The sequence below is a fragment of the Knoellia sp. B-D-2 genome, assembly GCF_057714695.1.
On sequence record NZ_CM173189.1, the window covers coordinates 1,670,722 to 1,684,438 of the forward strand.

The window sequence follows — 13,717 nt, forward strand, 5'->3', positions numbered from 1 at the left end:
GCAGGCTAGTCGTGGTCCCTGTGGGTCGTCCTCGGGCCGTCCGCCGCCGGGTCGGACCTCGTCTCGGCGTCGTGCTCGAGGAGGTCGTCGCGGGACAGTCGCTCCCGGTCGATGTGGCCCGCGCGCAGGGCCGCCCGGCCGAGCATGTGCGCCGACACCGGAGCGGTGACGAGCTGGAAGACGGCGGCGAGGGCGATGACGGCGAGGACGCTGCGGTCCTCCACGCGCAGGGCCAGGCCGAGCAGGATGAGCAGGACCCCGAGGGTCTGCGGCTTGGTCGCCGCGTGCATCCGGGTCAGCACGTCGGGGAAGCGCACCAGGCCGATGCCGGCGATGAGGGCGAGGAGTGAGCCGAGGACGAGGCAGGTCCCGGCGAGGACGTCGATCATGCGTGGTCACCGTCCTCGAGGTGCGGGCTGCCGTCACCGTCGCGGGCGGCGAACCGGGCGATGCTCACCGAGCCGAGGAAGCCCACGAGCGAGAGGGCGAACAGCACCGAGACGGTGGTCGTGTACCGCCCGACGGCGGCGTGCACCCCCACGGCGCCGACGATGGCCGCGACGAAGACGTCGGTGGCGACGGTCCGGTCGAGCATCGACGGCCCCCGGACGACCCGGATGAGGCAGAGGGCCCCGCTGACGGCGAGCAGGGCGGCACAGACGATCCCGACGACGGTCATGCCCGCACCCCGCTGCACACGGCGTCGCGCTCGACGCGGGGGGCGAACGCCTTGACGACCCGCCGCTCCTGCTCGAGGACGGACCGGCGGAAGGCCTCGATGTCGTCGTCGGTCGCGGCCGACATGACGTGCAGGTAGATGGCGCCCTCCTCGGAGTCGAGCTCGACGAGCAGGGACCCCGGGACGAGGCAGACGAGCTCGGACGTGATGGTCATGAGCAGCTCCGAGCGGCTGCGCAGGTCGATCCGCAGCAGGGCACTGGGTGGCGGGCCGCTGGGGCGCAGCGCGAACCACGACACCTCGACGCTTGCCCGGACGAGGTCCCAGAGGAAGCGCACCGTGAGGACGAGCGTCGGCCACGGACGCACGACCCACGTCCACGGCGCCTTGGGGAAGGGGAAGACGGTGACGACGAGCACCGCGGCGAGGACGCCACCGACGACGATGGTCGGGGTCACGGCGCCCCAGAGCAGCACCCAGATGACGGTCAGGACGACGACCATCGGCCAGGAGCCGCTCATGGTCGGTCCCCGAGGACGGCCTCGATGTACGGCGTGCGCTGGAGGAGCTCGGCGCCGGCCCGGTCGGTGATCTCGAAGAGCGGCCCGGCGAAGACGGTGAGCCCGACGCTGAACGCGACGAGCAGGACGGTCGGCAGGCCCATCGCGAGCGGGATCCGCTGCGTGGTCGCGACCTTCTCCCACATGGTCATGACCTGGGTCCCGGTGGAGACCTGCTGGTGTCCGTGCAGCGGTCCGTGCGACCACTCGTCGTCCTCGTCGTGCTCGGCGTCGGGGTCGACCGGCTGCCAGAAGGCCCGGTTCCACACCTTGGCGATCGCGTAGAGGGTGAGCAGGCTCGTGAGGATCGAGGCGGCCACCGCGGTGATCGCGAGCCAGTCGCCGGCCGCGATGCCGGCCTGGCCGAGGGCGACCTTGCCGAGGAAGCCCGAGAACGGCGGTATGCCGGCGAGGTTCATCGCGGGCACGAAGAACAGCACCGACAGCACCGGCGCGGAGCGGGCCAGCCCGCCGAGACGGCTGAGGTTCGTCGTGCCGGTGCGGTACTCGATGAGTCCGGCGATGAGGAACAGGACGGTCTGCACGGTGATGTGGTGGGCGATGTAGAAGATGGCGCCCGAGAGCCCGAGCTGCGTGGCGTAGGCGATGCCGAAGAGCATGAACCCGATGTGGCTGACCAGCGTGAAGGAGAGGATTCGTTTGACGTCCGACTGCGCGACGGCGCCGAGGATCCCGATGACCATCGTGAGGATCGAGGCCCACAGGAGCAGGCCGCGCAGGTTGTCCCCGGGGAAGAGCAGCGTCTGGGTCCGCACGATCGCGTAGATGCCGACCTTGGTGAGGAGGCCGGCGAAGACGGCGGTCACGGGTGCCGGCGCCGTCGGGTACGAGTCGGGCAGCCAGGCCGACAGCGGGAACACCGCGGCCTTGATGCAGAACGTCGTGAGCAGCAGCAGCTGCAGCATCTGGGCCACGCCGGGGGGCAGGTCACCGACGCGGACGGCGAGCTCGGCGAAGTTCACGGTGCCCGTCGCGGCATAGATGCAGGCGAGGGCGATGAGGAAGATCGTCGACGAGATGAGGCTGACGATGACGTAGATCGTGCCCGCCCGGATGCGCGCCTCGGTGCCGCCGAGGGTGATGAGCACGTAACTCGCGGCGAGCAGGACCTCGAACCCGACGAAGAGGTTGAACAGGTCCGCCGAGAGGAACGCGTTGGACACCCCGGCACTGAGGACGAGGAACGTCGGATGGAAGACCGACAGCGGGGTCTCGCGGCCGTACTCGACTATCCCCTGGCCGAACGAGTACAGCAGCACGCAGAGGGTGACGAAGGTCGACACGAGCAGCATGAGCGCGGAGAGCCGGTCGGCGACGAGGGAGATGCCGATGTCGGGACCCCAGCCACCGATCGAGACCGACTGCGGGCCGTGGCGGTCGGCGCGCACGAGCAGCGTTGCAGCCGTGACCACGACGGTGCCGAGCACGAGGACGGAGATGAGGCGCTGGGCCGCGGCCGAACGGCCGAAGACGAGGCAGAGCCCGGCGCCGAGCAGGGGCAGCAGGACGGGCAGGACGACGATCTGGGTCATGCCTCCCCCCTCTCGGCGGAGACCTCGTCGACTGCGACCTGGTCGGACGCGTCCGTCCCGGTGCCGTCGCCGGGCGCGGACGGCTCGTCCTCGCCCTCCTCGTCGGGCAGGCCCGCGGTGACGTCGTCGAAGGAGGCGGAGGGGTGGTCGAGGTCGGCGCGGCGGATCACCAGGTCGTCCTCGACGTCGTCCTGCACGTCGTCGTGCCCGGTCAGCTGCCACGCCCGGTAGGCCAGGGCGAGGCCGAACGCCGTGACGCCGAGGGTGATGACGATCGCCGTGAGCACCATGGCCTGCGGCAGGGGGTCGGTCATCGGCTCGTCGCTCGCGCCGATGATCGGGGCGCTGCCGGCGGGGCCGGACGCGACGAGGAAGACGAGGTTGACGCCGTTGCCGAGCATGACGAAGCCCACGAGGATGCGGGTGAGGCTCCGCTCGAGGACGAGGGTCGTCCCGCACGCGACGAGGACGACGATCGCGACGACGAGGACGATGTTGGTGCTCACGGGACGGACACCTCCCGGGGTGCGGCCTCGACCGCGCCGCTGTCCTCGCCCTGCTTGTCGATGCCGCCGCCGAGGCTGCGGAGCACGTCGAGCGCGAGACCGACGACGACGAGGTAGACGCCGATGTCGAAGAACAGCGACGTCACGAGGTGGACCTCGCCGAACGGTCCGACGGGGATGTCGAAGATGCCGCTCTGGAAGGCGTTGAAGCCGATGAGCGCCGGGACGACACCTGACAGGGCGGCGATGACCAGGCCCGACCCGAGGACCACGCCGGCGTCGATCGGGGCCGCGGTGTCGAGCTCGGCGCGGCCGCCGGCGAGGTAGCGGACCATGAGCGCCAGCCCCGCGATGAGCCCACCGGCGAAGCCGCCCCCGGGCAGGTTGTGACCCGCGAACATGAGGTAGATCGAGAAGATCATGAGCACGGGGAAGACGACGCGGGCGACGATCTCGAAGACCACCGAGCGTCGACGGTCGGCGATGAGCCCGGCCCCGCGCAGCCACCCGGAGTCCTCGGCGGCCCGGGTGCGTCGGCTCTCGCGGTGCGACGTCGCCCGGTCGGTGAGCAGGAAGATGAGGCTCGCGACACCGGTCGCGGCGACGACGAGGACGGCGATCTCGCCGAAGGTGTCCCAGACCCGGATGTCGACGAGGGTGATGTTGACGATGTTGTTGCCGCCGCCGTAGTCGTATGCCGGCCCGGCGAAGTCGTAGCCTACCGGGGACGCCGTCCGGGCGTCCGCGGCGAGCAGGGCGTAGCCGCCGACGGCCAGCCCGGTGAGGCACCCGACGGCGACCCGGATGCGCCGCGCCGACGTGAACGGGCGGTCGGAGAAGAAGGGGGGCAGCCGGCGCATGACGAGCACGAACGTCACGACCGAGAAGGTCTCGACGAGCACCTGGGTCAGGGCGAGGTCGGGGGCGCCGTGCGCGACGAAGAGCAGGGCGGTGCCGTAGCCGGTGACGCCGAGGAGCAGCACGGCGCGCAGCCGCCGGCGCGAGCGCACGGTGAGGATGGCCGCCACGACGACGACGGCGACGATGGCGACCTGGAGGAGGTTGTCGGGCCCGTGGACGTCGACGCCCTGCCACGTCGTGACGAGCGTGATGCCGGGGACGACGACGAGCACGAGCAGGATGATGCCGAGGTAGACCGGCAGCGAGCCCCGCTGGGTCCGGCCGGTGACCTCGATCGAGAGCCGGTCCACCGCCCGGATGACCCCGTGGTAGACGATCTCGGCCTCGGGCACGTGCAGCCGGTCGACGAGCCGACCCTGCGCCGACGACACCCGGCGCCGGGCCACCCAGAGGAGCAGGCCCGCGGTGACGGCCAGCGCGGACAGCCCGAGGGCCGGGGTGAGGCCGTGCCACAGGGTGAGCAGCGGCGCGTGGGCACCCGGGGGGAACTCACCGGCATACGCCAGGAGACGCGAGGTGAGCGGAGCGCCTGCGAAGCCGGCCACGAGGGAGAGAGCGGCGAGGACCACCGGGGCGGCGACGAGGCCGGCGCGGGGCGCCGTGACCGTGGGCGCCGTGACGTTGCGGACGCCGAACGCCCCCCACATGAACCGCGCCGTGTACGCGACCGTCAGCGTCGACCCGACGACGAGGCCGACGAGGGCGAGCGGACCCCACAGCCCGAGGTCGGCGTCCTCCCCGAGGTCGAGGAAGGCGGCGAGTGCGGCCTCCTTGGCGGTGAAGCCGAGGAGCGGCGGGATGCCGGCCATCGACGCGGCGGCGAGCAGGGCGGCCCCGAACAGCACGGGCAGCGAGCGGAAGAGCCCGGTGAGCTCGCGCAGGTCGCGCGTGCCGGTGCTGCGGTCGATGACCCCGACGACGAGGAAGAGCGCCGACTTGAAGAGCGCGTGGCCGAGGACGAGCGCGAGCCCGGCGAACGCCGCCGCCTGCGTGCCCGCGCCGACGACCGCGATGAGGAAGCCGAGCTGGCTCACGGTGCCGTAGGCGAGGAGGAGCTTGATGTCGTGCTGGCGCAGCGCCCGGAGCCCGCCGATGATCATCGTCACCAGGCCGGTCACGAGGAGCAGGGGGCGCCAGCCGGGGATGTCGGAGAAGGCGGGGGCGAGCAGGGCGACGAGGAAGACGCCGGCCTTGACCATCGCCGCGGCGTGGAGGTAGGCGCTCACCGGGGTGGGCGCGGCCATCGCCCCGGGCAGCCAGAAGTGGAACGGCACGAGCGCGGACTTGCTGATCGCCCCGACGAGGATGAGCAGGACGGCGACCGTCGTGGCCGTGCCGGTAGGCGGTCCGGCGACGATCTCGGTGATCCGTGCGGTGCCCGCCTCGTGGCCGAGGACGAACAGCCCACCGAGCATGACCAGCCCGCCGAAGGTCGTGACGATGAGGGCGTTCATCGCCGCCCGGCGGTTGGCCTTGCGCTCGGGGTTGTGGCCGATGAGCAGGAACGACAGGACCGTCGTCAGCTCCCAGAAGACGTAGAGCACGTAGAGGTTGTCGGCGACGACGAGCCCGAGCATCGACCCGGCGAAGGCGGTGAGCACCGCCGAGAAGCGCCAGATCTCGCGGTCGCCCTCCCGGAAGTACCACGTGCAGTAGGCCAGGACCAGCGCGCCGACGCCGGTGACGACGAGCGCCATGAGGGCGTTGAGCGGGGTCAGGGCCAGGTCGATCTGCACGTCGATGGACGGGATCCACGTGACCTGCTCGGTCCGCACGTCGCCGTCGAACGCCGCCTCCGCCGGCCCGAGGAGCCAGACGAACGACCCGAGCGGGACCAGCGCGAGCAGGAGGAAGGCGCGTCGCTGCAGCCGACGGACGAGGACCGGAGCCAGTGCGGCCGCGAGGAAGTGCAGCGCCACGATCGTGATCATCGTGAGTGCCTCCATCCGCGCAGTGGTCTGTGTGATGGGGGTTGACTGAGGTCTCTCGTCGTGGACAAGCTCCCCGGGACAACATCCCTGGTCCATGAATTATGACGGCTCCGCCGGGTGCGCGCCGACGCCGGGTGCGTGGTGGACACCCCACCAGGGCGTATGCCGTGTGCCCACCCCTGCGTGGGCACACGGCATACGCGTGCGGTCGCGTCGACGTCTCAGAAGTCCTCGTCGAAGCCGACCGAGCCGCTCACCCCCACCTGGTAGGCCGAGACGCGGCGCTCGAAGAAGTTCGAGAGCTCCTGCACGTCCTGCAGGTCCATGAAGGCCAGCGGGTTCGGCGAGCCGTAGATCGGCTCGAGCCCGAGCCGGTGCATCCGGCGGTCGGCGACGTGCTCGAGGTAGCTGCGCATGTCGGTCGGCGAGAGCCCCGCCACCCCGCCCCCGAGGAGGTCCTGTGCGAACTGCGCCTCGGCCTCGACGCCCTCCACGAGCATCTGCCGGACCTGGCCGGCCATCTCGGCGTCGAACAGCTCCGGCTCCTCCTCCCGGACGGTGTCGACGACGTCGAACGCGAACGCCATGTGCATCGACTCGTCCCGGAAGACCCAGTTCGTCCCCGACGCGAGCCCGTTGAGCAGCCCGCGCGAGCGCAGGAAGTATACGTAGGCGAAGGCGCCGTAGAAGAACAGCCCCTCGATGACGGCCGCGAAGCAGATGAGGTTGAGCAGGAACGCGCGACGGTGCTCCCGGGTCTCGAGGGCGTCGAGCTCGAAGACGGTGTCGATCCACCGGAAGCAGAAGTCCGCCTTGTGCTTGATCGACGGGATCGTGTCGACGGCGGCGAACGCCTCGTGCCGCTCAGCCTCGTCGGGCACGTAGGTGTCGAGCAGCGTCAGGTAGAACTGCACGTGCACGGCCTCCTCGAACAGCTGGCGCGAGAGGTAGAGCCGCCCCTCGGGCGAGTTGACGTGCTGGTAGAGGTTGAGCACGAGGTTGTTCGCGACGATCGTGTCGCCGGTCGCGAAGAAGGCCACGAGCCGCGACACGAGGTGCCGCTCGGCGTCGGTGAGCCGCTGCAGGTCCGCGAGGTCGGAGTGCAGGTCGACCTCCTCGACGGTCCACGTGTTCTTGATGGCGTCGCGGTAGCGGTCGTAGAAGTGGGGGTAGCGCATCGGCCGCAGGGTGAGGTTCATCCCCGGGTCGAGCAGCATCCGCGTCGGGGTGTGGCTGGGGGTGTGGGTGGTGCTCATTCGCAGGCCTCGCAGGTCTCGGGGTTCTCGAGGGAGCAGGCGACTGCCGCCTCGTCGGTGGTGGTGGTGGTGGTGGCGAGCGGGGCGGCGGCGGTCGGGGACATCGAGACCGTCGCCTGCTGGATCCGGGTCGCCGGGCGCGAGCGCAGGTAGTACGTCGTCTTGAGCCCGGCCTTCCACGCGTAGAGGTACATCGACGAGAGCTTCCCGATCGACGGCGAGGCGAGGAAGAGGTTGAGCGACTGGCTCTGGTCGATGAACGGCTGCCGGGCCGCGGCGAGGTCGATGAGCGCCTTCTGCGGCAGCTCCCACGCGGTCCGGAAGAGCAACCGCACGTCCTCGGGCAGCGCCGTGACCCCCTGGACCGACCCCTCGGCGCGCTTGACCTGCTCGCGGATCTCGGGCGTCCACAGGCCCCGGGTCTTGAGCTCGCGCACGAGGGCGGTGTTGACCTGCATGAACTCGCCGCTGAGCGTCTCGCGCTTGAAGAGGTTGGACACCTGCGGCTCGATGCACTCGTAGCAGCCGGCGATCGAGGCGATCGTCGCCGTCGGGGCGATCGCGATGAGCAGGCTGTTGCGCAGGCCGTGCGCGGCGATGCGCACGCGGACCGCGTCCCAGCGCTGCGTCTGCGTGCCGGTCACGTCCCAGAGGTCGGGCTGGAGCATCCCGGTGCTCGCCCGCGTCGAGTCGTATGCCGGGTGCGCACCGTGCCGCTCGGCCAGCTCCGTCGAGACCTCGAGCGCGGTGAGGTAGATCTCCTCGGAGAGACGGGTCGACAGCTCCTTCGCCTCCGGGGAGTCGAACGGCAGGCGCAGGGCGAAGAACACGTCCTGCAGCCCCATGAGGCCCAGGCCGACCGGCCGCCAGCGTGGGTTCGACGCCGCGGACTCGGGCGAGGGGTAGTAGTTGATGTCGATGACCCGGTCGAGGAACGGCAGGGCCGTGCGGACCGTGGCGCGCAGGCGGTCCCAGTCGACGGCGTCCCGGTCCCGGGTGAGGTGGGCGGCGACGTTGACCGAGCCGAGGTTGCAGACGGCCGTCTCGCCGTCGGAGGAGACCTCGATGATCTCGGTGCAGAGGTTGGAGAGGTGCACCACGGGTGCGCCGACCCCGCCCGTGTCGGAGGTCTGGTTGCACGTGCGGTTCGAGGCGTCCTTGAACGTGATCCACCCGTTGCCGGTCTGGGCCAGGGTCCGCATCATCTTCGCGTAGAGGTCGCGCGCCTTGACCTGGCGCACCCAGCGACCGTCGGACTCGGCCAGCCGGTAGGCCTCCTCGAACGCCGGGCCCCAGAGGTCGACGAGCTCCGGTGCCTGGTCGGGGTCGACGAGCGACCACGTCTGATCCGCCTCGACCCGGCGCATGAACTCGTCGGGGATCCAGTTGGCGAGGTTGAGGTTGTGGGCCCGGCGGGCGTCCTCGCCGGTGTTGTCGCGCAGCTCGAGGAACTCCTCGACGTCGGGGTGCCACGGCTCGAGGTAGACGCAGGCCGCACCCTTGCGCCGGCCGCCCTGGTTGACCGCGGCGACGGACGAGTCGAGGGTCCGCAGGAAGGGCACGATGCCGTTCGACTGCCCGTTGGTGCCGCGGATGAGCGCACCACGGGAGCGCACCCGGGAGAAGCCGATGCCGATGCCGCCGGCGAACTTCGAGAGCCGGGCCACCTGCTGGTAGCGCGAGTAGATCGAGTCGAGCTCGTCGCGCGGGCTGTCGACGAGGTAGCACGAGGACATCTGCGGGTGCGCCGTGCCGGAGTTGAACAGCGTCGGGCTCGAGGGCAGGTAGGCCAGGCTCGACATGAGCCGGTAGAAGCCGACCGCCTCCTTGGCCGAGGTGGCGAGACCGCACGCGACCCGGAGCAGGAAGTACTGCGGGGTCTCGATGACGAGGCGGGAGGTCGGGTGGCGCAGCAGGTACCGGTCGCCGACCGTGCGGAGCCCGAAGTACTCGAACCGGTGGTCCGCGAGCGGGTCGACCGCCGAGTCCAGCTTGCGGGCGTGGTCCTTGACGAACCGGGCGGTGTCGTCGCCGATGAGGCCCTCGGCGTGCCCGAGGGCGACCGACTGGCTGAACGACGCCACGCCCTGGCCGCGGACCTCCTTGTCGAGGAACCCGGCGAGCAGCCGCGCCGCGAGGCGCGAGTACTGCGGCTCCTCGCCGATCATCTGGGCCGCCGTCTGGATGGACAGCTGGTCCAGCTCCTGCGTCGTGGCCCCGTCGTAGAGGCCGCTGATCGTGCGGGTCGCGACCCGCAGCGGGTCGACCTCGAGCAGGTCGGCGCTGACCCGCTCGACGGCGCGGACGATCTTGCCGACGTCCACCGGTTCGCTGTCGCCGTTGCGCTTGCGGACGTGCATCTGGGGGCGGTGCTCCACCACTGTCATGACTCTCTCCTCGCGAGACCAGACCTGGAGGTCCGTGGTCGCGCGGGAGGACGACGGTCACGAGAGGGGAGCGGACGGCATACCCGGACAACGGGTGCCGTGACGACGTCCTGACCTGTCGTCGGCCGTCCCACGAGGCCTCGGACCACCGTGCCCGGGCGGGCACGGTGCGCTGGCAGGTCTTCGGACTCGTGGGCCCGGCCGAAGCCGCCTACTGGCCATCGCTTCCCACGCCCGGAGGCGCAGTGCTGTTTCCCCGGCGGAGGCCGGGGAGATGGCGGTCGTTCCCACTCACCGCTGCGGGGCAGTCCCGGTCTTGCACCGGGTTCCCTGTTGCCTCACCACCACACCGGGGTGCGGAGGTGAACCAGCTGCGGGACCCACCGTATGTGGTGGGTCCCGCAGTCTCAGGGAACGAGATGTGGTGCCGGCGTGTCGCCGCGTGTCGCGGCGGCGGTCAGTACCGCCGGCCGGCCCCGCCCTTGCCCCGGAGGGCGCGCTTGGCGGCCTTGAGCACCGTGGCGCGCCGGGTCGTGCCCTCGCGCTTGGGCGGGAGCGACAGCTCGACGACCTTCCAGTAGACGCCGCCGACCTGCTTGGCGAGGTTGCCGGAGACGTACCTGAGGTCGTTGCGCTCCATGAGGTCGCGGATGCGCGGGGCGATCTCGGCGTAGCGGTTGCTCGGCAGGTCCGGGAAGAGGTGGTGCTCGATCTGGTGGCTGAGGTTGCCGGTCATGAGGTGCATCGCCTTGGAGCCGGAGATGTTGCCGGAGCCGAGCATCTGGCGCAGGTACCAGTCGCCACGGGTCTCGCCCTCGATCGAGGTCTTCTCGAAGGTCTCGATCCCGGGCGGGAAGTGGCCGCAGATGATGACGGTGTTCGTCCAGACGTTGCGGACGAGGTTGGCGACGATGTTCGCGGTGAGGGTGTGCCGGGTCGATCCGGTGAACGTCGCCGCGGCCATGGCGGGGTGCACGAGGTAGTCCTTCGTCGCCTGGCGCTTGATCTTGGCGACGACCTCCTGGGCGTCCGCGTGGAACGTGGCCTTGTCCTCGTCGCTCATCCGGTTCTTCTTGGCGAGGTAGCCCCCGAGCTCGAGGTCGTACGCCGCGATGGAGTACTCGAAGAGCAGGGCGTTGGCGACGTGCCAGATCGGCTGGAAGAGGTAGAACAGGGTCCACTTCTGGTCCTCGTCGACCCGCAGGATGCCGTAGCCGAGGTCGTTGTCGCGGCCGAGGACGTTGGTGAAGGTGTGGTGGATCTCGTTGTGGCTGTGCTTCCACTGGCTCGACGGGGAGGCGTTGTCCCACTCCCACGCGGTCGAGTGGATCTTCGGGTCACGCATCCAGTCCCACTGGCCGTGCATGACGTTGTGGCCGATCTCCATGTTCTCGAGGATCTTGGCGACGGAGAGTCCGGCCGTGCCGAGCCACCACATGGGGCGCACGCCCTTGACCTTGACGCCGGAGAAGAGGAGGGCGGCGCGGCTGCCCATCTCGATGTAGCGCTGGGTCTTGATGACCTTGCGGATGTAGGCCGCGTCCTTGGCTCCGCGCGAGTCCAGGACCTCCTGGCGCAGGGCGTCGAGCTCGCGCCCGATCTCCTCGATCTGCTCCGGGGAGAGGTGGGCGGCGGGGTTCGGGCGACCGGACTTCTTGAACTCGGGGCGCTGCGGCCGGGGCTCGGCGCTCGTCACCGACAGGCGCGAGTTGATGCCGGGGGTGGTGGCGGTGGCCGTGCGGGTGCGTTCGGGGGCGAGGGTCATGAGGTGTCTCCTAACTCTTCGCCTCGTGTGCCCCAGCGCGAGGTATGGCTCGCGCTCAGGCACACAAGACAGGGGTGTGGGGTCAGAGGTCGATGTCGCAGCGACCGGCGACGGCGTTGATGCAGGTCTGGATCTTGGTGCCGGCGGTGGACTCGTCCGCCACGGTGATCTCGCCGCTGCGCAGGTCGCGCACGGCACCGTCGCGCATGGTGACCACGCAGCCGAAGCAGATGCCCATCCGGCAGCCACTCGGCATGAGGACGCCGGCGGCCTCGCCGGCGTCGAGGATCGGGGTGGAGCCGTCGGCGTCGACGAGGACGCCGCTGGCCTCGAAGGTGACGGTGCCGCCCTCGCCGGGTTCGATGATGCTCGGCCGGAACCGCTCGACGTGGAGCAGCTCGGCCAGGCCGGCATCGGCCCAGTGGGCCTCGGCGGCGTCGAGCAGGCCGGTCGGGCCGCAGACCCAGACCTCGCGCTCTCGCCAGTCGGGGACGAGGTCGCCCAGCGAGGCGAGGTCGAGGATCCCGGCCACGTCGTCGTGGTTCTCGTGCAGCGTGAGCCGGCTCGCGGCGGCATACCCGCGCAGCTCCTCGCGGAAGATGACGTCGGCCTCGGTCGGCGCGCAGTGGATGTGGGCGACGTCGGTGAGCTCGCCCAGGTGGTTGCGCAGCATGCCGATGACCGGGGTGATGCCCGAGCCGGCGGTGAGGAACAGGGCCTTGGCGGGCGCCGCCTGCGGGAGGGTGAAGTCACCCGTCGCCTGGTCGAGCATGACGAGCGTGCCCGGGGTCGCGCGGCGGACGAGGTGGTTGCTCACCTTGCCGTCGGGGATGGCCTTGGTGGTGATGCTGATGAGGCCGTCGGGGGCGTCGGCACGGTGGGTCAGGGAGTACGCGCGCCAGTGGCGGACCCCGTCGATGTCGAGGCCGATCCGGATGTACTGGCCGGGCCGGTGGCCGAGCCAGCCCTTGCCCGGGCGGATCGTGATCGTCGCGGCGTCGGCGGTCTCGTGGGCCACCGAGACGATGCGGCCGCGCAGGTCGGCGCCGGCCCGGAGCGGGTCGATGAGGTCGAGGTAGTCGGCGGGGACCAGGGGCGTCGCGATGGCCTCGGCGACCTTGCGTGCGCCGTCGAGCAGTCCGGCAAGGCGCGCGGGGCGTCGGCTCGGGGCGAGGCGGTTCAGCGTTGCAGTCACGTACGCCAGCGTAACCTACGTTCCCGTAGGTTACGAGTCCGTAGGTCGTGATTCGGACCACGGCCGGGGGGCTACCGGTCCGCGAGCACCTCGGCGAGCCGGGCCCCGAACTCGACGGACCTGCCCGGCCACGGACCCTCGGCGCTCGCGAAGCCGCCGTGGTGGCTGGGGAAGACGCCACCGGCAGGCCGACCTGCTCGGCCAGGGCTCGGGTGGTGCGCGCCGTGATCGTGTCGCCGGTCTCCTCGCCCACGGCGAGCACGACGCGGGGCTCCGGGCGCCGGAGCGCGTCGAGGTCCGGTCGGGCGGCCGTCACGGCGTCCGCGCGGTCCGAGAGCAGCGGGTCGTCGCGGGACCCGTCGTCCTCGGTCGGCAGACCGAAGTGGGCCGGGTCGGCCGGGGGCTGGGCGAAGTACTCCTCGGTGAACTCGCCCTGCCAGCCGCTCATCCTGATGAAGGCGGCCATCCCCGCCCCGAAGCCGCGCTCGGCGTAGGCGCGCGCCACCTCGTCGGATGCGCGCGTCGCGGCCTTCGCGTCCGGGAGCGCCCCGAGGACCGGGGGTTCGTGGGCGACGACGGTGACGAGGTCCTCGGGGTGGGTGGAGACCCAGGTGAGGGCGGTGACCGCTCCACCGCTGCTGGCGAAGACGTCGACAGGTCCGGCACCCAGGTGCTCCACGAGGGCGTGCAGGTCCGCCGCCTGGTCCTCGGGCGTCTGGTCGGTGCGGCCGTCCCGGCGGGGCGTGCTGCGGCCCAGTCCCCGGGGGTCGTAGGTGACGACGGTGCGGTCCCGGAACTCGGCCGCCAGGGCCTCGAAGCCGTCCGCGCACATCGGCTGCCCGATCATGAGCAGCGGCGGCCGCCCGTCCGCCGTGGGGAGCGGCCCACGGACGTCGTGGACGAGGTCCACCTCGGGGAGCTCGAGCGTGCGGGTCTCGACCTTCGGGGCGTCAGCCATGAGCCC

The 13,717-nt window shown here is 71.1% G+C and carries 11 protein-coding genes, 1 pseudogene and 1 riboswitch; of the genes and pseudogenes, 1 reads left to right on the top strand and 11 read right to left on the bottom strand.

The genetic code is table 11. The features are described from left to right. Positions 1–5 precede the first annotated feature (5 nt). From mnhG to AC3EU2_RS08000, 10 genes are all read right to left on the bottom strand, one after another. Positions 6–389 carry a monovalent cation/H(+) antiporter subunit G gene (mnhG, locus tag AC3EU2_RS07955; RefSeq protein ID WP_488179163.1) on the bottom strand — a complete coding sequence of 128 codons (384 nt, stop codon included), beginning with the start codon at positions 387–389 and terminating at the stop codon, positions 6–8. Then, positions 386–679, bottom strand: a complete 294-nt coding sequence (locus tag AC3EU2_RS07960; protein WP_488179164.1) for an MrpF/PhaF family protein — start codon at positions 677–679, stop codon at positions 386–388. Before AC3EU2_RS07960 ends, mnhG begins: the two co-directional genes overlap by 4 nt. Beyond that, entirely contained in the window at positions 676–1,200 is a 525-nt protein-coding gene (locus AC3EU2_RS07965) for a Na+/H+ antiporter subunit E (RefSeq protein WP_488179165.1), read from the bottom strand. The genes AC3EU2_RS07960 and AC3EU2_RS07965 overlap by 4 nt, the downstream gene beginning before the upstream one ends. Further along, positions 1,197–2,792: a Na+/H+ antiporter subunit D gene (locus tag AC3EU2_RS07970; protein WP_488179166.1), complete on the bottom strand. Its 1,596-nt coding sequence runs from the start codon at positions 2,790–2,792 to the stop codon at positions 1,197–1,199. Before AC3EU2_RS07970 ends, AC3EU2_RS07965 begins: the two co-directional genes overlap by 4 nt. Further along, a complete protein-coding gene (locus AC3EU2_RS07975) occupies positions 2,789–3,298 on the bottom strand; it encodes a Na(+)/H(+) antiporter subunit C (RefSeq protein ID WP_488179167.1) in 510 nt (169 codons plus the stop codon). The genes AC3EU2_RS07970 and AC3EU2_RS07975 overlap by 4 nt, the downstream gene beginning before the upstream one ends. Continuing rightward, positions 3,295–6,150 carry a Na+/H+ antiporter subunit A gene (locus AC3EU2_RS07980; protein WP_488179168.1) on the bottom strand — a complete coding sequence of 952 codons (2,856 nt, stop codon included), beginning with the start codon at positions 6,148–6,150 and terminating at the stop codon, positions 3,295–3,297. The genes AC3EU2_RS07975 and AC3EU2_RS07980 overlap by 4 nt, the downstream gene beginning before the upstream one ends. Before the next feature lie 221 nt (positions 6,151–6,371). After that, positions 6,372–7,406 carry a ribonucleotide-diphosphate reductase subunit beta gene (locus tag AC3EU2_RS07985; RefSeq protein ID WP_488179169.1) on the bottom strand — a complete coding sequence of 345 codons (1,035 nt, stop codon included), beginning with the start codon at positions 7,404–7,406 and terminating at the stop codon, positions 6,372–6,374. Next, entirely contained in the window at positions 7,403–9,793 is a 2,391-nt protein-coding gene (locus AC3EU2_RS07990) for a ribonucleoside-diphosphate reductase subunit alpha (RefSeq protein WP_488179170.1), read from the bottom strand. The genes AC3EU2_RS07985 and AC3EU2_RS07990 overlap by 4 nt, the downstream gene beginning before the upstream one ends. 171 nt (positions 9,794–9,964) lie before the next feature. Next, positions 9,965–10,165: riboswitch (cobalamin riboswitch) on the bottom strand. A gap of 85 nt (positions 10,166–10,250) precedes the next feature. Then, a complete protein-coding gene (locus tag AC3EU2_RS07995) occupies positions 10,251–11,558 on the bottom strand; it encodes a fatty acid desaturase family protein (protein WP_488179171.1) in 1,308 nt (435 codons plus the stop codon). Positions 11,559–11,640: 82 nt separating this feature from the next. After that, positions 11,641–12,753 carry a ferredoxin reductase gene (locus AC3EU2_RS08000; RefSeq protein WP_488179173.1) on the bottom strand — a complete coding sequence of 371 codons (1,113 nt, stop codon included), beginning with the start codon at positions 12,751–12,753 and terminating at the stop codon, positions 11,641–11,643. Between the two features lie 224 nt (positions 12,754–12,977). Here AC3EU2_RS08000 and AC3EU2_RS08005 point away from each other — a divergent pair, with 224 nt between their 5' ends. Beyond that, entirely contained in the window at positions 12,978–13,247 is a 270-nt protein-coding gene (locus tag AC3EU2_RS08005) for a hypothetical protein (RefSeq protein WP_488179175.1), read from the top strand. A gap of 107 nt (positions 13,248–13,354) precedes the next feature. Here AC3EU2_RS08005 and AC3EU2_RS08010 read toward each other — a convergent pair. Beyond that, a pseudogene (locus tag AC3EU2_RS08010) lies at positions 13,355–13,711 on the bottom strand (alpha/beta fold hydrolase); the annotation flags it as partial. Positions 13,712–13,717 lie beyond the last annotated feature (6 nt).